Below are 22,932 nucleotides of genomic sequence, written 5' to 3'. Positions count from 1 at the left end.
GAGATGGGGGATGTAGTTGCGGTTTTTCTAAAATACATAACAACCGGCAGTCAGACCACCCGATCGGGCAAAATCTGCAAGATTGCATTTATTTGGTCCCGAAAGAATATGGACAGGGCCTATGGCTGGCAAAAAAATAATGTGGCAACAGGAACAGGCTTTAAAAAAGGGGGTAGGTAAAGAAAGAAACAATGTTTCTGACAGCTCATCCAGAAGGGTGGAGGGAATAGGCCCTGCGAAGCCCTGGCAACCGCCAACCCTGATTTATTCAGATTGGGAAGGTGCCACTTCCTACCTCAGTTTTTAACAAGAGGTAAGATGGGCGGGAGTGAAGCCACCGGATCTGGTTATCAAGCCAGTATACCAATGAGCCTCTTCCGCATTGAGCGTGAAGGGGATTTTTTATGCCCTTCCGCTTTTTGCACACCACGCTCCCCGGCATGTAATGCCAGTCCACTGGATGTATGGTCAGGACCCCCTAAACCACTAAACCATACGATTCCATGAGCACCAACGGACAGTCTCTCCGATACGAAACGCTCCAACTGCACGCCGGCCAGGATCCTGATTCGGCAACCAACGCCCGAGCGGTACCCATCTACGCTACAACCTCCTTCACCTTCAACGACGCTGAGCATGGCGCCAACCTGTTTGCGTTGAAGGAGTTTGGCAACATTTATACCCGCATCATGAACCCTACCACCGACGTGTTCGAAAAACGCGTTGCTGCATTGGAAGGAGGACTTGCTGCACTCGCAACGTCGAGCGGCCAGGCTGCACAGTTGCTTGCTATCACAAATATCGCCGAAGCCGGCGACAACATTGTTGCTGCAAGCTACCTGTATGGCGGGACCTACAATCAGTTTAAAGTGACCCTACCCCGGTTGGGCATACGTGTAAAGTTTGCCAATGGAGATGATGCCAGCTCTATCGAGCGGCTAATCGACAACAAGACCAAAGCCATCTACGTGGAAACCATCGGTAACCCGCGGTTCAATGTGCCAGATTTTGAAGCCATTTCTGCCATTGCAAAAGCCAATGGCGTGCCGCTGATTGTCGACAATACGTTTGGCGCTGCAGGCTATCTATGTCGCCCTATCGAGCACGGCGCAGATATCGTTGTGGAAAGCGCAACCAAATGGATTGGCGGCCATGGCACAACCATCGGCGGTGTTATTATTGATGCCGGCACCTTCCCTTGGGATAACGGCAAATTCCCTGTGTTCACCGAGCCTTCGCCTGGCTATCACGGACTCAATTTCTGGGAAGTATTTGGTCCTGAAGGCGTGCTTGGCGCCAACGTGGCGTTTATCATTCGCGCCCGGGTAGAAGGACTGCGTGATCTGGGGCCTTGCCAGAACCCGTTTGGTTCGTTTTTGCTCTTGCAAGGGCTCGAAACCTTATCGCTGCGTGTACAGCGCAGCTGCGACAATGCGCTAGAACTTGCTACATGGCTGGGTGAACAGGACGAAGTTGACTGGGTCAGCTATGCCGGCCTCGAATCACATCCCTACCACGCCAATGCCAAGAAGTACCTGAAAAACGGATTTGGCGCTGTGCTTTCGTTTGGTATCAAAGGGGGCGCTGCTGCCGGCAAATCTTTTGTCGACAATGTGAAACTGGCGAGCCATCTGGCAAACGTTGGAGATGCTAAAACGCTGGTGATTCATCCATCCTCTACCACCCATCAGCAACTTTCTGCCGAAGAGCAAGAAGCTTCCGGTGTTTCTGCTGATCTCATTCGCGTATCTGTAGGCATCGAACATATCGATGATCTGAAAGGTGATTTCGAGCAGGCATTGGCTGCCGCGAAGGTTGCCGCATAGGTTCAAGATCATCAATGCTGGGGTTTTCTGTATGGTTGTTGCAGCGGGGGCGTGGGAGAATTGCCCGCGTCCCTACTGTACGCCGCGGGCCTACCCTTTCGTTCGATAGACGTAAAACGAGCAAATCGAATGCAAACTTTTACTGCGCCTGAGTTTCAGTTTGAAAATGGTGCCGTTATACAACAGGCACCCGTGCAATACAAGACCTGGGGTAAACTCAATCCTGCCGGCGATAACGCGATCATGGTCTGTCACGCATTGACCGGTGATCCACATGTTGATGATTGGTGGGGCGGATTGCTCGGGCCTGGCAAAGCGCTGGATACCGACCGCTATTTTGTAGTAGCAGCCAACGTGCTTGGATCACCTTATGGCTCTGCATCACCCTTGTCTACGCATCCTGCAACGGGCCAGCCGTACAGTGCTGATTTTCCCGCAGCTACAATCCGTGATACAGTAGCCATCCACAAGTTGCTGCTTGAAGACCTCGGTGTGCAGCAGTTGGCTATGGCGATTGGCGGATCGATGGGAGGAATGCAGGTGCTTGAATGGGGCTATTATAAAGACTTCGTTCGCGCACTGGTACCCATAGCAGTTGGCGGCCGGCATTCGGCCTGGTGTATTGCATGGGGAGAAGCACAGCGGCAGGCAATCTTTGCTGATCCTAAATGGAATAAAGGATATTACACCCCCGGCAACGAACCCGAGGCCGGCCTGGCTGCTGCCAGAATGATGGCGATGATTTCATATCGCTCGATGCCATCTTTCCGGCAAAGATTTGCACGCAACCGCATGACCAACAGCGCCGGCGAAGAAGTCTTGTCTGTCAACTCATATCTGCAATACCAGGGTGACAAGCTTGTCGATCGGTTTGATGCAAACTGCTATGTCCAGCTTACCCTGCAAATGGACAGCCACGACGTGTCACGCGGCAGAGGTACGTATCCCGATGTGCTTGGTCAGTTGACACAGCCAACGCTTGTTGTTGGTATCGAATCAGACGTGCTGTATTCGCTACCCGAACAGGAAGAGCTGGCACAATACATACCAGGGGCCAGCCTTGTATTGCTGCCTTCTATGCACGGCCACGACGCGTTTCTGATAGAACTCGAAGCGCTAAATATCCTGGTTTGCAACTGGATGAAGGACCACGTGAACCCAAACCAAACAACAAAATCAATAGCAGCTTGCGCATCATGAAGCACCCCGTTGTACTTAAATTTGGAGGATCTTCTGTTGGATCTCCGGAGCGATTTCGTCGTGCCATCCAGGTTGTACAGCGCCTGGCTGCAGATCGGCATCGCGTTGTTGTGATAGCTTCAGCCCTGTCTGGCGTTACCAATAAGCTGGTTGCATTGGCGGATGCAACGTTGCCATCAGAGGTGTGTCATGCGCACCTGGATTGGCTTCGGGAACGTCACCAATTGCACGCCGCGGCTGTGCTGAGTCTCCGTGCCCAGCGCCTGTATAATATTGAACTGCAACAGCTGTTGGCAGCACTGGAGATGGACGTATTTGATCGTAGCGGCGGTGCAGCGCGAAAAGATGCCTTGTTGGCAGCCGGCGAACGGCTTTCGCATCACATCGTTGCGCTTGCACTTGATGACGCCGGCCTGTCGAGCTGCGCAACCGATGCAGCGGAACTGATAAAAACGGATGATCGTTTTGGCGAAGCTGTTGTTGATCTTGTACAGACAAGGGCAGCGGTTAATGCCTGGTACGACAAGGTTGAAACGGCTGCCATTCCCGTTGTGACAGGGTTTGTTGGCAGTGCACCTGATGGGCGTACCACAACGCTCGGGCGGGGCGGGAGTGATTACTCCGCTGCCCTGATTGCCGCATCCCTGGGGGCTTCACGGCTGGAGCGGTGGACAGACGTTGACGGTATATACAACAAAGATCCGAGACTCGATAAACACGCTGTCCGGTTTGAAGAACTGGTGCTTGAAGATACAATTGCCAGCAACCGGGCCGGCAAACTGGGGATGCACAGCAAGGCATTAGACCCGCTGTTGGCGGAAAAAATTCCAGTCTTTGTGCGGAGCATCGATCACCTGGATTGGCCCGGAACCGTTATTCGGCCCAAATGCCAGAAACTGGCCCGCACAGGCTGAAGTAATGTAGCATGCTTGGGACACTTGTTTTGCGGGATCGGTACCCATCGTGTGGTTGCCCATTCCGACTTCTAGATCGTTCAGCGCCAAATGAAGACATAAGCCATGACCCCTAAATTAAAAGTCGGTATTCTCGGTGCAACTGGCGCCGTAGGACAAAAATTTGTACAAATTCTCGGTAACCATCCCTGGTTTGAGGTTACGGTACTTGCTGCGTCAGAGCGGTCCGCCGGTAAACCTTATGCAGCGGCGACAAACTGGATTGGTGCCACTACCATTCCAGCACATCTGGCTAACAAGACCGTTGAGCTGGCAAAGCCCGGGTTTGATTGTGACTTTGTATTCTCTGGCCTCGATTCGAGCGTAGCAGGCGAGCTTGAAAAGCAATTTGCAACCGCCGGCTATCCCGTAATTTCCAATGCAAAAAACTATCGCATGGATGAAACGGTACCGCTGCTCATTCCAGAGGTGAACCCGGAGCATACAGCGCTGATTCATACCCAGCGCTGGGGCAGCGGCGGTTTTATTGTTACCAATCCGAATTGCTCAACGGTTGGGTTGGTGTGCGCCTTAAAGCCGCTATATGACGCATTTGAAATAGATGCAGTCCAGGTTACGACGATGCAGGCTTTGTCGGGTGCCGGGTATCCGGGTGTCTCATCGCTGGATATCCTGGGCAATGTTGTGCCTTACATCGGTGGTGAAGAAGACAAACTGGTTACAGAACCCCTGAAGCTGCTGGGCCGGTTTGAAAACGATGCCATTACGCCGGCGGCTTTTGCAGTGAGTCCGCAGTGCAACCGGGTGCCAGTACTGGATGGGCATTTGGAAACCGTTGCCATTCGATTTCGCAATCGGGTGTCGGCAGACGCCGTAAGTGCGGCCTTTGATAATTTTGCGTCTCCTCTGGCCGGCCTGGGCTTGCCCACGGCGCCGGACGAATTTGTGAAACGGTTTGACGATCCGCGTTTCCCGCAGCCGCGCCGGCACGCAAACCTGGGCAACGGGATGACGGTTACGGTTGGACGTGTTCGGCCCTGCGAAGTCCTCGATGTGAAGTTTATTGTGCTTTCTCATAATACCATCCGCGGCGCAGCTGGTGGCGCAGTACTTAACGCAGAATTGCTTGTTAAGCAAGGTTACCTCAAACCCAGAACTGTATCGGCAACGGTAGGTGTATGATAGAACATATCACGTTGAGGCCGGCGCAAGCCGCTGATGTTGAAACCCTCTGTGAATTCTGGCTGGCGCTCATGCATGAACACGAGGCGATGGATCCGCGACTGGTCTTGTCTGATGATGCTGGTGTGCGTTGGAAAAACGACTACATGCACTGGCTTGAGGACAAAACCTGTCATATGGTGGTAGCCACAGGCATCAATGGCCCGGTAGGTTACATCAGGGCACACCGGATGGTTGAATTGCCTGTCTTTGCGCCGGTGCCAGAAGTTTATGTAGATAAAGTGTACGTAATACCGGAAGCACGAGGGCAGGAGATTGGGACGAAACTACTTGCAAGCGTTACAACGTGGGCAGAAGCATGTGGGGCAGCACGCGTTCGCCTCCGCGTTCTCAATGCCAATACCAAAGGGATTGCTTTTTGGGAGCGAGAAGGGGCTTCTGCGTTCTATTCGACCTACACAATGGACCTGAATCCGAAACCTGATTTGGAGAAAAAACAAGAAACCCGACGAATAGGATTTTAACGGAACCTTGATCTTTGTTCTTGGTTTTACCGATCCCAACCCAAAATGCGGAACTAGCTCAGTTGGTAGAGCGCAACCTTGCCAAGGTTGAGGTCGCCGGTTCGAGCCCGGTGTTCCGCTCCAAAGCCGATCAATTTGTTGATCGGCTTTTTTTATACCCATCAAGTGTGTTGGCCCCGGCAAGAAAATATGCGTAACCATTGCACATCTGGATGCGGTATACGTATTTGCTAATGGTTGCATTTCCAGGAGTAAACGCATGACCCGTGAAGACTACAACACCTTGCTGCGTATAGCAAGCCGCCACGCCCGCGTGGCTGAAGAGGCAGAAGATTTACTGCAAGATGCCCTCATTGTGGCCATAGAGGCCTCTCGGACGGATTTTGCTGCGCCATCAGATCGCAAGTGGATCGCCGGCGTATTACGTAATCTTGCAACACAGCAAGCAAGAACTGCAGTGCGGCGTAAACAGCGAGACACTACATACAGCAGCGACAAACCAGATGCCGCGGTTGATGAAACGCAAAAAGATGTTGATAGCCAGGCGCGCCGGCAATTTCTCGATGCCTTGCCACCCGCGGCCCGACGTGTTGCTGTACTGACGCTGCACGGCTTGAACAAGCAGGAAATCTGCCTCCTCCTCAAACTTTCTGACACAGCATTCCGGCAGCGCCTGACGTCGATCCGTAAAGCGCTCGGCCCGCTGTCTGATGACGCGCGGCGTGAGGTAATTGGACTTGCGTATGCCAGCCGGCAGCAGCGGAGCGGGCGTTACGAAAACCTGCCACTGGGCCTTATCCGTCGGGCACTGGCCAGGCGCCTAAAATTTCCCGGCGTGAACAGTGATGTGTCTATGGGGACCCACGATCCGAGCGGACATTTAATTATTTTTGGCTGATGTACACTGGCATGCTCACAAATTTGACAATGGCGGCAACTACAGGATAGAACCATCCTGTTTAACCTACACAATTGAAAAACTTATGTTGACTTCCTATCCGATTACCAACCTGGTATTCTTTGTAAAAGACCTCGAGCAGACGCGTCAGTTTTACAGCAACGTGCTTGGCATGGAAATGCAGGAGACCGCCGGCCACGAAGGTGCATTCCTGACTGCAGAGTCTGGCTCATTGATTCTTGTGTTTATTCCTGCAGAAGAAGCACCAGGGCAGAGCCCAGTTGTCGTTTTTGGGCTTGATGGCGGTATCGAAGACCTCGTCGAAGCCCTTGTGAAGCAGAATGTTGAAATCGTTGTGCCAGTGAGTGAAGCGCCAGACGGCGGATTGACCGCTGATTTCGTTGATCCGGACGGGCACGTGCTTAGCCTGTATCAGCCGGCTGATGCACCGCGCCGGCGCGAAAAAGCATAGCGTTGATATAAATCAAGGCAAAATGAACCCGTTGGTGTGTGCTGGCGGGTTCATTTTTTGTTTATAGCAGCCGTGACCCTGCGTTTGCCGGAACATAGGTACTAATTCCCTGCGGTATCAGTCCTTACCGTCCAGTTTACTTTCAAGTCGCCAGTCCGATACTGGTAGGGCATCCTGCGTATCAAAAGAACGGATTAATTTGGCCTATTTAGGGGCATTTGACCAGTGATGCATTCAGTGTCCAGTGCTTTGTGAGACGAAACAACAAGAGCAATTGGACCCTCTTTCCGGTAACCTGCACCTCTATATACATGAATGGCCGCTTTATTCGCACATGCCTGCTGTTTTGTGTGATCCCTCTGTTTGCCAGTATCTGGACAAACCAGGCGAATGCTCAAGGATTTTCGCTTTGTTCTGTCGTTGATGCCAAGCACAAGACCATGACTCTTGCCTGGAGCAAGCCCGTTGAGTCTGTCGCGGGATACTCGTTTCATTACAATGGGCACGAACTCACCCCATATCGTCCAACCATCGACGATGGAGATCAACAGAGTTACGAGGCCAACGTTGATTTTGGGATCCACATGTTCCAACTCTATGGGTTTCAATCTGAGTTCAATACCAACGAAGTGGAGCTTGAACTAAAGCGGCCACACTATTACGCGGCGTTGGTGCCCGGGCTATACCAGAGTATCTATCGCAACCGGTATGCGTCGTCTTGCGGCGGGAATCCTGGTGCGTTTACGCGTGTGTGGCGTGTTGCGGAGCCGGCTGTATTGCTGGCAGCAACGGGGTACGCAACGTCATTGTGGGTGCAGTTCTTCAAAACCAAAAACGCAGCCCTCAACGCCCGGAGTACCTACCTGGACACCTTGCGGGGAGAAGAGCTTGAATTGTGGCGCGAGAAACGGGACGAGGCGAAGGATATCTTCCCCAAAGCCATGGCGGTTTCAATTGCTACGCTCACCGTCAACGCCATCACCACCCTGTTCATGTCTCCCCGTGGCAAAGCGCGTGTCAAAGGCGGGTTCAGCCTTGATTGTAATGGACAAGGCAATAGCCTGCGCGCCGTCTGTATGAAGCTTTAATGGCATGAAGCTCTAACCTCTATCCCGCTGAATGATGTATCGTTTTTCTTTCTTGGTTTTAGTTTTGCTGGTAGCGGGGTGTGATCTGAATACCTTCCCGGGAGATCCGCTGCCAACAGTACCATCGCAAGTGCGCGAAGACATTGTCTTGTTTGAGCGGCTTTCTCCGTACTACATGCGCGGATATTCTGTCATACAACCAGGTGTTACCCTAACCATTGAGCCGGGCACGCAGATCATCGCTGAAAGCGAAGGGTGCCGGCGGGACGAGATCGGCTCTTGCGCATCGCTCATTGTATCAAAAGGGGCTTTCCTGATCGCAGACGGCACAGCGGATGACCCTATCCTCTTTACATCAGATGACGACGGGCGGGGCGACTGGGGCGGTATTGTAATCAATGGCGATGCCCCTTGCAATACGGGTACGGATACAATGCCCCTTGCTGAGACGGGCGCGTACTGCGGCACCAATAGTGCAGACAGCAGCGGCGTACTGCGGTACGTAGTTGTAGAAAATGCCGGCGCAATTGCTGTTGACTCATCAACACATTATCCAGGCAGTTTTGCCCTGCACGGTGTAGGGAGTCGGACCATTTTGGAACACGTACATGCGGTTAATAGCGGTAACAATGGTTTTTCGATGGTAGGGGGTACGGTTGATCTGCGTAATGCTTTATCGACCTGTGCGGCAGAACACGGGTTCGCCTGGCATGATGGCTGGCAGGGCAGGGGGCAATTCTGGATTGCCCAGCAGTGTAATGACCAGGCTGATTCGGGTGTTTTCGGCACCAACGTAACACCCTGGGACGCATCCCTCGACCTCGAACCGCGTTCCGGGCCCACCGTTTACAATTTTTCCTTGATGGGATCTCCTGATCGGTCGGTGGGCCGCGACGGGATAAAGCTGACATTAGGTACAGCTGCTACGCTTGTGAATGGCATTGTCTTTAATCATAAGCAGAAAGGGTTCTGGATTGATGATTCTGCATCCTGCTTGTATATCGAAAATGGCAGCATCCTGATGCGCAATACATACTTTTCTTCAAACGACCGTGACTTCACCAACCGCTGTGGAGAAAACGAATTATTCCTCAATGATGTAGCGCGTAATGAAGTGGGCACTGACAACTTCATGCAAAACCCCTTCAGCCTCGCGGCCCCCAACTTTATGCTGAACAGCCAGGGCAATGCCTATCCCGCAGATCCGGGTGCTGCAGCCCTTGACTGGTTTGAGCCGGCAGATTACATCGGCGGCATGGGTTCTAATGACTGGACAGAGCCGCTGCGTGTGTCCGGGAATTGATTGTGCGTTATCCTGGCAGTACTTCTTCTGATAGCAACTTCAATCACTGTTAAGGGTCTTTTGATTGGGTCACTCATCCAGCAAAGAGCACATAATGAAACACATTTGGCTTCTACATCTCCTGTTGCTTGCCGTTCTGTTCAGTAGCTGTGAACAGGCAGATTCTCTGACAAATCCGGTTGCTTCGGTTGTGAAAATGGAGGTTGTTTCAGCAGCGCAAATTTATCTGGCCGGGCATCCGGTGGCGCTCAATGAAATCCACGACCAACTGGGGCTACTGAGTGCGCAAACGGAAGTGTATGTATCACTCAAGTTTGCTATGGATACCCCGATGGATTTGTACAATAGCATAATGCAGCAAGTACGCGATTCAGATATCAAAGGCCTTGCGATGTCTGCTACAGACGAATTAGATGAAGAAGCTGTACTTGCTTTTTATCGCCCCACGCTCGGTAATTAGTGCATTACCGGACATCATAGCGGTTGAATGTCACAAAGCTCATCACCGTAGCTACTGAGACAAACAGGAACAGAATCAATGCATCTGGCAGGGTTTGACTTATAGGGCTCGCCAGCGCCGGCGCCGTGAACTGCGGCATGTCTGTCAGATCTGGTTTATCTGCCGGCGAAGGTTGGCCGCCCATAACAATCCCGCCCGATGGACTCTTTTCATCGATGTAGGCGCGAAAAGTGCTACGGTATTCCGATAGGGCGGTCAGGTAGCGTTGCTTCAGACCGATATCTGTTTGCCCAAGGGTCATACCTGCAAGTTGGAACGCTGCGGCAGGAGAGAAACGGGATAACATAAACCCAAACCGCTGCTGTTCTTGCCTTTTATTGGCGGCGTCTTCGTCAATCTTGCGGTTGTACTCTGCGATGGCTTCGTCCATATCCTTTTGCATATCTTCGGAGGCCAGCATCTGGTCCCATTCATTGTCCTCATTGTATTGTTCTCTTTCTTCTTCTGTCATGCCAGCAGTCGCCTGATTGCGCTCTCGGGCCGCTTCGCTAATCCTTTCAAAGAACTGCGTCCGTTGCTCCTGGGCAAACCCTTCTTTTTGGCTTTCTATCTCTGTTGCTGACGGGACGTCGTAAAGCTGTGAAGCGATCATCATACCGCCGCGCGGTATAACGAGCACCATCGATATCCAGAATACCAGCAAGATCAGGAAAGACAGGTTGGATTGATGGGTGAGGGTAGAAACCAGCAGGCCGACGCTGAGAAAGGCTGTCAGGTATAGGGCAGCATAGCCGGCTAGGGCAGCAATATGCAGCCAATCATCTGGCGTAAATGGAATGCGCTGAATGAGGATAAGCAATATGCCAAGCGCAAGCGGGATCAGCAGCGGTACCATTAGCCCCAACCATGCGCCACTCAATTTTGCTGCGATGTACGTGGTGCGGGGTACCGCATTCGAGAGCATAAGCCTGAGGGTACCTGATTCTTTTTCACCAGAGATCAAGTCGTATGAGAAGACAATGGTTAGCAGAGATAACACGACCTGGACAATGAACAGGAAGTCGATAGCCCTGAAGACCGCAAAAAGGGGCTCAATGGAATAGGCGCTTTGCCGCAGTTTGATGTCCTGCCAGGAACTGATGACGGAGTAACGGCCAATGTCGAAATGTACACCTGAAACGAAAATTTGAACCGGCTTGGGCTCACGAAATACGCGTTGGCGTCCGCCAACCTGATGCCAGCGTTCTGCTTCATTCAGTTCCTGGCTGACGAGGGCCGTAGCAGCGTCGTATTGTGCCCGGCCGTTGTTGTATTCCATGATGCCGGCCTGGATACTGAGTAGCGTGAGTATCGTACAGGCGAGGAAGGTAGCGGTGAATTTCGGGCTCAGCAGGAGGTACTTGAGCTCTTTTTCAACTAGGGTCAGAAACATGGATCCGGGTATTACAAGGTTGGTGGCAGGCGATGGTGCGGATTAGCGCACGTCGTATTTCAGGAACGCCACAAAGGCGGCAGCAAAGAAGAAGAGGTTGAAGAAGACAAGCAGCCCGATGTCGAGTGACAGCGATGGCGCAATAGAAGCCAACCGGGGCGACGCGTATTCAAACACCGGCACCTCACTAATTTTGATGGCTTCAGGGGGCGGTTCGTTTTCGTTATTGGTCCGCATAACAATCATAAAGCCGCCCCCACCGCTCATGCCGGCTTTCTCTTCCTGAAACGTCCGGAATACTTGCTGGTAGTCATTGGCCGCCTGCATAAATTGATCCTCTGCATCAAGTGAGGTGCCGGCGAGGTTGGTTATTGCAAGGGTAAAGGCTGAAGCCGGCGAAATTCTGGACAGGCCAAATGCCCATTTTTGCTGGATGCGTTGCCGGTTGTACCGTTCTGTGTTAAGGCGTTCGCTCAGGTTAGCCATTTTTTCTTCGCGGGCATCTGCAAGCTCTTCCTGTGTTTCTCTGAACTTGTTCATGCGCTCTTCCATGCGTTCCTGCGCCTCTTCCTGTGAAGTGCTCTCTTCCCTGAATTCAAAGCTGATGCTGCCGCCATCGCTTTCGCCGCCGAGGGCTTTGGCGAGTGCCTTCATGTCTTCCTGCACAAGCTGCGATTGCAATTGCCGCTTCTGATACGAAATCTCATCCACTGACGGGACCTCGACGGCCCGACCGGCAAACAGCACAGCCGTCCTCGGGATAATGAGGATGGTCAGAATCCAGATGACCAGCAGTAAAATAAACGATGAAGATGAACGGACCGTGAGCGCAGATACAAAAATCGAAATCATCACAAAAACCCCGAAAAAGAGGAAGCCACAAGCGATGATGCCGGCAAGCCGAATCCAGTCGTCACCAGTCATGGGAATGCCCATCAACATAAACAACAGGCAGCCGATGAGAATCGGGACAAGCAGGGGCAGGCCCAGCGCCAGAAAAGAGCCGGCAATTTTGCCGAGAATGTACTGGTCGCGGGCCAGGCTGTTTGAAAAAAGGAGCCGTAAGGTACCCTGTTCTTTTTCGCCATTCACCGCGTTGTAGCAAAAGAGAATGGCAAAGAGTGAGAATACGATGGTAAAGACAAACTCCAGGTCGAGTAGCCTGAAAACAGCAGCGGAAGTATTGTCGCTGAAGTAGCTGTTCTCCAAGTTCAGTTCACCGCGCCCCTGGATTGGGACACTGCGTCCGATATCGTTGGAAACGCCTGAAACCAGCGCTGCTAGCGCACTTGGTGGGACAAAAATGGTTGGCGAGACCATCATCCACTGCTCCGTTGTCAGCGATTCAATTTGCCGGTTGTTTTCCTGTTGAGCAGATATGTACCGCTGCTCCATCAGTTGGTAGTTTTTTGCCCCCATAAAGAAGGCAAGGATAATCAGGAGCGCAGATATGGCAAACGTGAGCACAAAGCGCGGGGTACCAAGCAGGTCGCGCAACTCTTTTTCTACCAGGAGTCGAAACATGGTCTAGGGGTCTGAGGGTGGCGAAATACCTTGCTTACTGTTGGCTGACACGCTGGCGTGGCCCCATGCGCATGCGCATGTTGGGTGCAGCCGGTTTTTTGAACATAACCTTCTCGACGCTGTCGTCGCTTTTGTATTCCACTGTGACATCATCGCCCACGTTGATTGCGCCATACACTTTTTCAACCTGCTTCGCAGTGGTGATTTTTGTGTCGTTAATGGCGAGTAATTCGTCGCCGGCTTTCAGGTCAGATAGGGCTTCTGCTTTGCCGTTGATGGGGAGGGGGGCACCAATTAGAACGCGGCCATCTTCTTCGCCAACAATGAAGCCGGCTCTCCACATCGTTATGTTTTTGTAGTTCGCCATATTGCCAACTGCCATGTTTGATGTGCTCAAGTTGACGACCTGGTTGCCGTCTGCGCTTTCATACCGTTGTTGGGGTTCGGGTTTGATGAACGTCTTGATCATCTTGGTGTCGCCGCGCTGTACGCCCATTTTTACCTCGTCTCCTACGGCTACCTCTTGGTACAGCGAACGGAGTTGGGATGCTGATTCTATACGCTCTCCATTGAGATAGATAATCTTGTCGCCGGCCTGAAATTTCGGCGTATCCGCGCTGCTGTTTGTTGTGACATGCCGCGTGACGCGCGCCTCGTCTTCTCCTTCAACGATCAGGGCGCCGCCGGCTACCGAAAGCAAAACCATATTGGCACCGCCGGTACGCATTACAAAATCATTTTGGGTTACCGTTTCATTTTGAGCAACGGCTGTAAGGCTTGTGCAAAAGAGGAAGAGGAAGGCAATAACGAAGGGACGGATGCTGTGCCGGGTGATAGCAAACATGATGGTAGCAATTTAATTCAAATGAAAGGATGTCTAATACTTGTTGGATGCACATTTAAGGGTGACGCATGTGCATTTTGTGCTTACATAACGCGTTGTAAAAAACGTTTATTGTAGCCAGATGCTATTTTTTTACCCGCAGCAATCTCTCTGGTACCTGTCTCCTCCATGTATAACAAACGGCTGCAGCAGTTTCAGCCTGTGCCGTTGTTGTGACGAAAAGCTGTATAGACGCAGATCAATTCCCACACACGCTTTTCTAGCCAAATTATCTAGCTACCATGCAATCCTATCGCATTTTATTCCTGTTACTTTGTGCTGTATTTTTGTTCAAAGCGCCTCTTGCGCATGCACAAGTAGACATCGAAGCCGGGCTGATTGCCTACTATCCCTTTAATAGCAACACTGAAGATGAAAGCGGCAACAACCACCATGGCAAGCCGGCAGGTGGACTGGCATTGCGCGCTGATCGCGGTGGCAATCCGGATAGCGCCTACGATTTTGACGGCATTGATGACTTTGTCTCTATAGGCAATGCATTCACCAACCTGTCGCTACCTTTTTCTATCTCTGTTTGGCTCGAACCCAAAGCGCTGACAGAAGATGTCCGCGAAATCTTTGTTTCAAACGATAACGCTACGCAATACACGGGCTTTTGGATGGCTACCCTGGATGACGGGACGGCGTCTGTTTCTTTTGGTGATGGCGGCCTGCCTGGCCCACAGAGCCGGCGCGGCGTTGTTGGTACCAGCGTGTTGCAGCCAGAAACATGGGTGCATGTAACCGCGGTTGTCAGTGGCGCCACAGATATGGTCATCTACGTAAACGGTACAGCAGAAGCAGGTACGTTTATCGGAGAGGGTGGGCCGGCCATGGTTAATGGTGATTACAGTGCCGCAATTGGTACTTATGACCTTGGGGTGAACTCTTTGCCCTGGCAGGGTGGTATAGATGATATCCGCATTTACGACCGTGCCCTTTCCGCAGAAGAAGTAGAGGCTTTGTTTGAGTTGCCTGTTAACGAAGAGCCGCTGGCGCCTTCTGTAATCATCACTGAAATCATGAAAAACCCGGATGACGTCAATGACTCTGCCGGCGAGTGGTTTGAGCTGTTTAATGTAACGGATGATGCCATCGATTTAGGCGGTTGGGTCCTGCAAGACCTTGGTACAGACGCACACACCATTGCGGCCGGCGTCACGATTCAGCCGCACAACACACTCATGCTGTGCAAAAATGAAGAACGTGATCTGAATGGTGATGTAGGGTGTGATTACCAGTACACAAACATGGCACTTGGCAACAAAGAGGACGCGATCATTTTGTTCAATGCGGAGGAGACCGAGATTGACCGCGTTGAATACGATGATGATGAGACGTTTCCTTCGCCAAACGGGGCATCCCTGCTCTACACAGGTGGGCCAGAAGATGACAACAATGATGGGGATAACTGGATTGAAGCGTTTGAACGCGCCGGCAACTACAGCAACCTCGAGTGTCCACTTTGCGATGACCTCGGCACGCCCGGCACCGTTGATAGCGGTACGCTACCCGTTGAACTGGTTGATTTTGATGTTGTGATGAATGGTGACGAAGCTACTGTCAAATGGACAACCGCATCAGAGACCAATAACGCCGGCTTTGAAGTGTATCACCGTACGGCAGACCGCACATTTGAACGGATCGGTTGGGTACCTGGTGCAGGGACAACTACGCAGCAGCAAGCATACACGTTCAACGTAGCACTCGCTGCACCGGGCCGGCATGGATTCCGGATCAAGCAGGTCGATTTTGACGGCACTTTTGCCTGGAGCAAAGAAGTACATCGCGTTGCAACGCTCGAAAGACCGTACTTCATTGAGGCACCGTATCCAAACCCGTACAACCCGGAAACAAGCCTTTCCTTTAGCGTACAGCAAGACCAACAGGTAACCGTAACGCTGGTAAACTTGCTCGGGCAGCAGATCAGTACGGCGTTTGATGGATGGGCCTCTGCCAATACCATGCATCAGGTGCGCATCGACAGCGGACATCTCGCCAGTGGACGCTACCTGGTGCGCGTGCAAGGCGTTTCTTTTGTAGAGACCTACGCGGTATACCTCGTTAAATAATCCGCTGGAGTTCAGCACAATAATATTTATTTGGTGCGCGGTTTTCTTGCCGCGCACCAAATAAATATTGTGCATAAAAACTGCTGCCGCCTGTTTAGCATGGCGTACGTTCATTTTTTTGCTTGCCCAAAAAAACGAACCAAAAAAAGGGCACCACCAAATAAAACGCGCGCTTTTATTGCCATTCGCACATGCCATCCTGAACTTCATTCAGGAAAACGCTTCGATAAAAGCCCCCAACGCACACCGCCACGCATTTGGTGGACGTCCATCGCACTTTCTTTTCGGAAAAAGGAGATTACTTGGTTGTTTCTGAACACCCTTGATCAAGCAATGAGATGTGGGGGTGTAGGCGACCAGGTGTGTAATTGCGGATGAGATTGAGTATTCTCAGCACTCCCTTTACCCCAGTCTCCTGATGGTGCTGCACGATGAAACAACTGGCCTTAACCGTAAACCTGAAAGACGACCCGGAAGTCCTGGCTGCTTACAAAGCGTATCATGCCAATGCCTGGCCTGAAGTGCTGGAGGCCTTGCAGGCTGTCGGCGTCATTCAAATGAAGATTTGGCTGCTTGGGCGCCGGCTCTTTATGCTGGCTGACGTAACAGACACCTTCGATCCGGCTGTGGATTTCCCGCGATACCTGGCCCTGCATCCCAAGTGCCAGGAGTGGGAAGACATCATGACTACGCTCCAGGAACCGGTGCCTGAAGCCGGCCCGAATGAAAAGTGGGCAGCCATGGAAGAAGTGTTTTCTTTGGTATGACGTGGTAGCTGTGGCAAGCATCTCCTATATTCGAGTATATCAAGTGTGTAATCGCTCGAATTTGAATGCAGATGCGCCTTTTAACCCCTCTTTGCCTGTTTTTTGGTTGTGCGCTGATGGTATCCGTCGCTGGATGCCAACCTGATGCAACGTCTCCCGTTGCTGAGGTGGTACCGGACAGCGTAGATTTCAACTTTCACGTCAAGCCCATTCTTTCTGATCGGTGTTTTAAATGCCACGGGCCCGATGAGCAGTCGCGTGAAGCCGGCCTGCGCCTCGATACACCTGCGGGTGCTTTTGCCGCGTTAGAAGGAGATGCCACCCGCTTCGCCATTGTACCCGGCGATCCTGAATTGAGCGAAGTCATCGCACGCATCAACCACCCGGATCCGGAAGAACGGATGCCGCATCCAGACTCCAAGCTTTTTCTTTCCGATACCGAAAAGCAAATTATTGAGCGCTGGATCGCTCAGGGGGCGGAATGGAAAACACATTGGTCGTTTATTCCACCGGAAAAAGCTGCTTTGCCAGCCGTGGTAAATGCCGACTGGCCGCAGCATCCATTAGATCATTTTGTGCTGGCACGGTTGGAGCGCGATGGCTTATCGCCGGCACCAGAAGAGAGCCGCGAAAAATGGCTGCGCCGCGTATCACTGGACCTTACAGGTTTACCACCAACATTGGAAGGACTTGATGCCTTCCTTGCAGACAATACGCCGGAAGCATATGAAAAGGTTGTAGACGCGCTACTCGCTTCCCCTGCTTATGGTGAACGGATGGCCACGGTATGGCTTGACGCGGCGCGCTATGCTGATTCTCATGGCTATCAGGATGACCGACCCCGTACCATGTGGCCATGGCGCGATTGGGTCATAGAGGCCTTCAACAGCAATTTGCCCTACGACCAATTTCTTACCTGGCAGCTTGCCGGCGACCTGCTGCCCGATGCAACCTATGAACAGAAGCTGGCTACCGGTTTCAACCGCAATCATGGGATTACCCAGGAAGGCGGGGTGGTTAACGAAGAATACGTAACCGAATATGTAGCGGATCGAACCAATACAATGGCAACCGCTATGTTAGGCCTAACCGTCGAATGCGCGCGTTGTCACGACCACAAATATGATCCGATTTCGCAGAATGAATACTTTCAGATGTTTTCATTCTTCAATGGCATCGATGAGCGTGGACAGATCAACTATTTCGACCTTGCGCCGAAGCCACATATGTTGATGGAAGATGTGCAGTTGGAAGAAGAGATCGAAGCATTGGCACAAGAGACTGCTGATGCTACAACAACATACGATGCCCTGCGCGCTGTGCCTCCAGATAACGCATTTCAGACATGGCTCGACACGGAGTGGCCCACGTTTGATCTCGGCCGAGAGGTTGCTGTGGGTCTGGTTTCTCACTACCCGTTTGACACGCTGGTTGCTGGAGAAACACCAGACAACGTCACAGCCGCGCGTATGGGTAAAATTAATACGCGCCTGCTCAACGTACTGGCCGATCCTGAGCTTACAAATGGCCGGCTGGGACAAAGCATCCAGTTTGATGGTGAGAACTACATCAACCTCGGAGACGTCGGTGATTTTGATCACGCTGATCGGTTCTCTCTGGGAGCATGGATTCAGTACCCGGCACCATTTGAAAAAGAAGCAACAGTACTGGTTAAGCGGAATGAAGAACAAAAGCGGGGCGGCTACCAGCTATCGTTAACTTCCGCCGGCACCCTGAAAGCCAGCCTGATCCACAATCAGGGGGGCGAACGCATTGAAGTGGTTTCAACAGCAATAGTACCCATGCAGGCGTGGGCACATGTCTTCCTTACGTATGATGGGTCCGGACAAGCGAAAGGCGTCAACCTGTTTGTCGACGGGGTACTTGCACCTGTAACCGTTTTGCAGGACAGCCTCGCGCGCAGAAGCATGCTCAATGGTAACGACCTGCTGGCCGGCAACTGGACCACCCGTAACACACCGCACGGCGGTTTACAAGGTTTTGCTAATGGGTTGATTGATGATGTAAGGGTATACAACCGTACCCTGTCTGATCTGGAAGTGCAAGTCCTTGCCGGCAGGGACGTCAGGGCGCAACTCGCTAGCCAGACGGGTTCAGCAAACCAGGGTGATGCTGCAAGGCTGTTGTATGCGTTTTACACAGCGCAACAACCAGCTATTGTTGCAGCCCGGCAAAGACTCGACAGCCTGCGCGCCATTCATTTAGAATTACCGTATGTGATGGTGATGGAAGAAATGGCCTCGCCCCGTGCAACCCACGTGCTGGCCCGTGGCGCCTACGACGCCAAAGAAGAAGAGGTAGCGGCTGGTACACCCAAAGCAGTCCTTGCGTTTTCCAGTGATCTGCCACCAAACAGGCTGGGATTGGCCCAGTGGATTACAGATGATGCCAACCCGCTGACGGCCCGTGTTGCTGTAAACAGATTCTGGATGCTGCTTTTTGGACGCGGTGTTGTTGCAACACCGGAGGATTTTGGTAGCCAGGGCGCACTGCCTTCACATCCTGCTATGCTGGATTGGCTGGCGGTGGACTTCCGCGAAAATGGCTGGGATACGCGTCGCCTGATGAAGCACATGGTATTGTCCGCCACCTACCGCCAGGCAGCACGCATAACAGAGGAAGGGTATCAAAGCGATCCCGACAATGTATTGCTCGCAAGGGGGCCGGCGCAGCGGTTTTCAGCAGAAATGATTCGAGACAATGCGCTGCACGTGAGTGGACTGCTTGAAGAAAAAGTAGGAGGACACTGGGTTAAACCCTATCAGCCCCCCGGGGTCTGGAAAGAACTCGCCAACCAGATCGGAGAAAACAAATACCGTCCGAGTAAAGGGGTGGACCTGTACAGACGTAGCCTCTACTCTTACTGGAAGCGAACCATTCCGCCGCCTGCCATGCTGACTTTTGATGCGGCAGAGCGCACCGTATGCATTGTAAAGCGCCAGACAACAAGCACGCCTTTACAGTCTCTGGTACTCCTCAACGACCCGCAAATTATCGAGGCCTCTCGCCAATTGGCCGAGCAAGCGATGCTTGCCGAAGCGGACGCAGACTTGCAATTGCAGCGGGTTTTCAGGCTGATAACCAGCCGGTTGCCCGATCGGACCGAAAAGCGGCTCATGCGCTCACTTTATCAGGAAGAAAACAATCGTTTTACTACTGATGAAGAAAGCGCTGCAGCTTTGCTGTCCGTAGGTGAAAGCCCCATAAACCATGAACTGGACCAGGCTGCATTGGCAGCCCTGACCATTGTTGCCAATACGTTGCTCAATATGGATGAAGCAAAAATGAGGAGCTGATCCTGGGCCGGCGAATTAAGCAGGTTTTTCTTGCTTTACGCCGGGCCATACGACAGCCGCATCACATTGCTCAACCTTGCAAACGCCATGAAAAAAACAAACAAACCAATCGAGTTTTCTGCGCCAGAACAAGAGGCTGCGTTGCATATCAACCGCCGGCATTTTTTGTCCCGGGCCAGTTTGGGGATTGGTGGTGCAGCCCTTGCGTCGCTCTTGCCCGGATGCCTGTCTGGTGGCGATGCCGCGTTACGCACGGCAACAGCAAACGCACTGCCCGGATTGCATTTGCCTGCAAAAGCCAAACGGGTGATCTACTTGTTTCAAAGTGGCGGGCCGGCGCAGATGGACCTGTTCGATTACAAACCCAAAATGGCGGGTATGCATGGCGAAGATTTGCCGGGTTCGGTGCGTATGGGGCAGCGGCTGACCGGAATGACAGCAAATCAGAATAATTTCCCGCTTGCTTCATCGTATTTCAAATTTGCCCAACACGGCAAAAGCGGGGCGTGGGTAAGCGAATTGATGCCTTATACGGCCGGCATCGCTGATGAACTGTGCTTTATTAAGTCGATGCACACCGAAGCGATCAACCATGATCCGGCCATCACCTTTTTTCAAACGGGCTCACAGCAACCGGGTCGGCCCAGTATGGGGGCATGGCTCAGTTACGGGTTGGGTAGTGAGAACGAAAACCTGCCTTCTTTTTGCGTGCTTTTGTCGCGTGGGCTCATTCGCCCACAACCGATCTATTCCCGCTTATGGGGATCTGGTTTTCTGGCATCGATGCACCAGGGTGTACAATTTCGTTCTGGCAGCACACCGGTGCTTTATCTGGACAACCCGCCAGGCGTTGCTTTGCAAGACCGCAGGCGTGCACTGGATCACCTGAATGCGCTGAACGAAAAGCGGGTAGCATCTTTTGGAGACCCGGAAGTCTATTCGCGCATTGCCCAGTATGAAATGGCATACAGGATGCAGACCTCTGTGCCGGAAACAATGGACCTGTCAGACGAGCCTGACGAGACTTTTGAACTCTATGGCGCCGATGCCCGCCGCCCGGGTACCTACGCTGCAAATTGCGTGCTTGCGCGCCGGCTGGCAGAAAAAGGCGTTCGTTTTATTCAACTGTACCATATGGGCTGGGACCAACATTCCAATTTGCCCAGCGACATCCGCCTCCAGTGTAAAGACACCGACCAGGCAAGTGCGGCGCTCATTACCGACCTGAAACGCAGGGGGTTACTTGAAGACACCCTCGTTGTTTGGGGCGGGGAATTTGGACGCACCATTTATAGCCAGGGACAACTCACGGCAGACAACTATGGCCGTGATCACCATCCACGCTGTTTTACCGTATGGGCTGCTGGTGGCGGGATAAAGCCGGGTGTGTCTTACGGCGAAACAGATGACTTTAGCTATAACATAGCTGCTGACCCTGTACATGTGCATGACTTCCATGCAACAATTTTGCACCAGATGGGCATCGACCACGAGCAACTGACTTACAAACACCAGGGCCGCTATTTCCGGCTTACCGATGTGCATGGTAAAGTTGTAAACGGCATTCTCTCGTGAGTTGCGCGTAGTGGCCAGCATTTGTTTAATCCCCCCCCGAATATGACGCGTTTATCTTATTGCCTGTTGTTTTCGTTACTTGCCGGCTGCAATCCGTTGGCCAGCGAGGAGGCGAGCCCACCCAATATTGTCCTGATTCTTGCGGATGACATGGGATATGGAGATCCTGGTGCGTATAACCCTGCCTCCAAAATTCCTACCCCCGGCATTGATCGGTTGGCGCAGGAGGGCATGCGGTTTACAGATGCCCATTCTCCATCTGCTGTCTGCACGCCGACGCGGTATGGCGTACTGACAGGACGGTATGCCTGGCGCACGTCCCTGAAATCAGGTGTGTTATGGGGATACAGCCCCAATCTTATCGACACCGCCCGGGTTACCGTAGCATCGTTGCTGAAAGAGGCCGGCTACACAACGGGCGGCGTTGGGAAGTGGCACCTGGGGCTAGGCACTGGCGATAGCACAAACTATTTTGCACCACTGCATCCTAACCCTGCAGATCACGGGTTTGATTACTTTTACGGGATTCCTGCATCGCTGGACATGCAGCCCTATGTATATTTCCAGAATGAAAAAGTAATCGAGATGCCCACAGCTGAGGTGGAGGCAAGCGCCCATCGCCGGCAAGAAGGAGGAGGGTTCTGGCGAGGTGGCCCCGTGGCGCCCGCTTTTGAGCATGTTGATGTTTTGCCCGAGATAACAGAAAAGTCGGTGTCGTTCATTGAAGCGCAGGCGTCATCGGACGATCCATTTTTCCTCTATGTACCTTTGTCTGCGCCGCACACGCCCTGGTTGCCAACGGCGCCGTTTAAAGACAAGAGCGGTGCCGGCTATTATGGCGACTTTGCTGCGCAGGTGGATGCGTCTGTTGTAGACATTCTGGAAGCCCTGGATGCGCAAGGCTTTACGGAAAATACGATCGTGATCTATACCAGTGATAATGGTGCGCATTGGTATCCTGATGACATCGCAACGTTTGATCACCTTGCCAACCTGACGCTGCGCGGACAGAAAGCTGATATATGGGAAGGGGGCCACCGGGTACCTTTTGTTGTGCGCTGGCCCGGCACTGTAGATGCCGCAGCAGTGAACGATGTACTCACAACGCATACGGATCTGCTTGCGACTTTTGCAGCAGTAGTGGGTACAACGCTGCCAGATGACGCCGGCGAAGACAGCTTCAACATGTTGCCTGCATGGCTGGGGCAGGGCGTTGCAGAACCCATACGACCTGCAGCCATACACCATTCGCTAGACGGCATGTTTGCCATTCGAAAGGGCCCCTGGAAACTCATCGAAGGCCGGGGCTCAGGCGGATTTACACAGCCACAGCGTATTACGCCAGCCGCTGGAGAGCCCGCCGGCCAACTGTACAACCTTGACACCGACCCCACCGAAGCAACAAACCTGTATCTGGATGAACCAGCAGTTGTTGCCGACTTGCAAGCCTTGCTGGATCAAGCCCGGCAGGATGGAAAGACACGCCCCTGATGGC

The 22,932-nt window shown here is 52.5% G+C and carries 18 protein-coding genes, 1 tRNA gene and 1 riboswitch; of the genes, 16 read left to right on the top strand and 3 right to left on the bottom strand.

What is annotated here, in order from left to right:
* Positions 1–202 precede the first annotated feature (202 nt).
* Positions 203–325: riboswitch (SAM riboswitch) on the top strand.
* Positions 326–503: 178 nt separating this feature from the next.
* From AAF564_02250 to AAF564_02200, 11 genes are all read left to right on the top strand, one after another.
* Positions 504–1,826: an O-acetylhomoserine aminocarboxypropyltransferase/cysteine synthase gene (locus AAF564_02250; protein MEM8484336.1), complete on the top strand. Its 1,323-nt coding sequence runs from the start codon at positions 504–506 to the stop codon at positions 1,824–1,826.
* Positions 1,827–1,955: 129 nt separating this feature from the next.
* Complete coding sequence (gene metX, locus AAF564_02245; GenBank protein MEM8484335.1) at positions 1,956–3,026, top strand: homoserine O-acetyltransferase; 1,071 nt, start codon at positions 1,956–1,958, stop codon at positions 3,024–3,026.
* Positions 3,023–3,940, top strand: a complete 918-nt coding sequence (locus AAF564_02240; protein ID MEM8484334.1) for an aspartate kinase — start codon at positions 3,023–3,025, stop codon at positions 3,938–3,940. The genes metX and AAF564_02240 overlap by 4 nt, the downstream gene beginning before the upstream one ends.
* Positions 3,941–4,045: 105 nt before the next feature.
* On the top strand, positions 4,046–5,122 hold the full coding sequence (gene asd, locus AAF564_02235) for an aspartate-semialdehyde dehydrogenase (GenBank protein ID MEM8484333.1): 1,077 nt from the start codon (positions 4,046–4,048) through the stop codon (positions 5,120–5,122).
* Positions 5,119–5,646: a GNAT family N-acetyltransferase gene (locus AAF564_02230; protein MEM8484332.1), complete on the top strand. Its 528-nt coding sequence runs from the start codon at positions 5,119–5,121 to the stop codon at positions 5,644–5,646. The genes asd and AAF564_02230 overlap by 4 nt, the downstream gene beginning before the upstream one ends.
* Positions 5,647–5,693: 47 nt before the next feature.
* Positions 5,694–5,769, top strand: a tRNA-Gly gene (locus AAF564_02225).
* A gap of 136 nt (positions 5,770–5,905) precedes the next feature.
* The gene (locus AAF564_02220; protein MEM8484331.1) at positions 5,906–6,544 is read left to right on the top strand and encodes a sigma-70 family RNA polymerase sigma factor; all 639 of its coding nucleotides are present in this window, start codon (positions 5,906–5,908) and stop codon (positions 6,542–6,544) included.
* An 85-nt stretch (positions 6,545–6,629) separates the two neighbouring features.
* A complete protein-coding gene (locus AAF564_02215) occupies positions 6,630–7,016 on the top strand; it encodes a VOC family protein (protein ID MEM8484330.1) in 387 nt (128 codons plus the stop codon).
* A 440-nt stretch (positions 7,017–7,456) separates the two neighbouring features.
* The gene (locus tag AAF564_02210; protein ID MEM8484329.1) at positions 7,457–8,104 is read left to right on the top strand and encodes a hypothetical protein; all 648 of its coding nucleotides are present in this window, start codon (positions 7,457–7,459) and stop codon (positions 8,102–8,104) included.
* A 31-nt stretch (positions 8,105–8,135) separates the two neighbouring features.
* The gene (locus AAF564_02205) at positions 8,136–9,407 is read left to right on the top strand and encodes a hypothetical protein (protein ID MEM8484328.1); all 1,272 of its coding nucleotides are present in this window, start codon (positions 8,136–8,138) and stop codon (positions 9,405–9,407) included.
* A gap of 94 nt (positions 9,408–9,501) precedes the next feature.
* On the top strand, positions 9,502–9,867 hold the full coding sequence (locus tag AAF564_02200; GenBank protein MEM8484327.1) for a hypothetical protein: 366 nt from the start codon (positions 9,502–9,504) through the stop codon (positions 9,865–9,867).
* 4 nt (positions 9,868–9,871) lie between these two features.
* On the opposite strand, the gene AAF564_02195 is transcribed toward AAF564_02200, so the two are convergent.
* Genes AAF564_02195 through AAF564_02185 form a run of 3 tightly spaced genes read right to left on the bottom strand, consistent with a single transcriptional unit; the run spans position 9,872 to position 13,667 of the window.
* Positions 9,872–11,299 (bottom strand): ABC transporter permease subunit, encoded by a 1,428-nt coding sequence (locus tag AAF564_02195; GenBank protein ID MEM8484326.1) that lies wholly within the window; start codon positions 11,297–11,299, stop codon positions 9,872–9,874.
* 42 nt (positions 11,300–11,341) lie between these two features.
* Entirely contained in the window at positions 11,342–12,823 is a 1,482-nt protein-coding gene (locus tag AAF564_02190) for an ABC transporter permease (protein ID MEM8484325.1), read from the bottom strand.
* A gap of 34 nt (positions 12,824–12,857) precedes the next feature.
* On the bottom strand, positions 12,858–13,667 hold the full coding sequence (locus AAF564_02185; GenBank protein MEM8484324.1) for a PDZ domain-containing protein: 810 nt from the start codon (positions 13,665–13,667) through the stop codon (positions 12,858–12,860).
* Positions 13,668–13,948: 281 nt separating this feature from the next.
* Between AAF564_02185 and AAF564_02180 the strand changes: the two genes are divergently transcribed.
* From AAF564_02180 to AAF564_02160, 5 genes are all read left to right on the top strand, one after another.
* Complete coding sequence (locus AAF564_02180) at positions 13,949–15,778, top strand: LamG-like jellyroll fold domain-containing protein (GenBank protein ID MEM8484323.1); 1,830 nt, start codon at positions 13,949–13,951, stop codon at positions 15,776–15,778.
* A 431-nt stretch (positions 15,779–16,209) separates the two neighbouring features.
* Positions 16,210–16,545, top strand: a complete 336-nt coding sequence (locus AAF564_02175; protein ID MEM8484322.1) for an L-rhamnose mutarotase — start codon at positions 16,210–16,212, stop codon at positions 16,543–16,545.
* A gap of 71 nt (positions 16,546–16,616) precedes the next feature.
* Complete coding sequence (locus AAF564_02170; protein ID MEM8484321.1) at positions 16,617–19,862, top strand: DUF1553 domain-containing protein; 3,246 nt, start codon at positions 16,617–16,619, stop codon at positions 19,860–19,862.
* An 87-nt stretch (positions 19,863–19,949) separates the two neighbouring features.
* Positions 19,950–21,437, top strand: coding sequence for a DUF1501 domain-containing protein (locus tag AAF564_02165; protein MEM8484320.1), 1,488 nt, complete (start codon positions 19,950–19,952; stop codon positions 21,435–21,437).
* Positions 21,438–21,479: 42 nt separating this feature from the next.
* A complete protein-coding gene (locus AAF564_02160; GenBank protein ID MEM8484319.1) occupies positions 21,480–22,928 on the top strand; it encodes an arylsulfatase in 1,449 nt (482 codons plus the stop codon).
* Positions 22,929–22,932: the final 4 nt, after the last annotated feature.

It is taken from the genome of Bacteroidota bacterium (genome assembly GCA_039111535.1).
Classification (GTDB): Bacteria; Bacteroidota; Rhodothermia; order Rhodothermales; family JAHQVL01; genus JBCCIM01.
The sequence above is the reverse complement of the archived record's forward strand: the minus strand, read 5'-3'. Positions and strand labels throughout refer to the sequence as shown.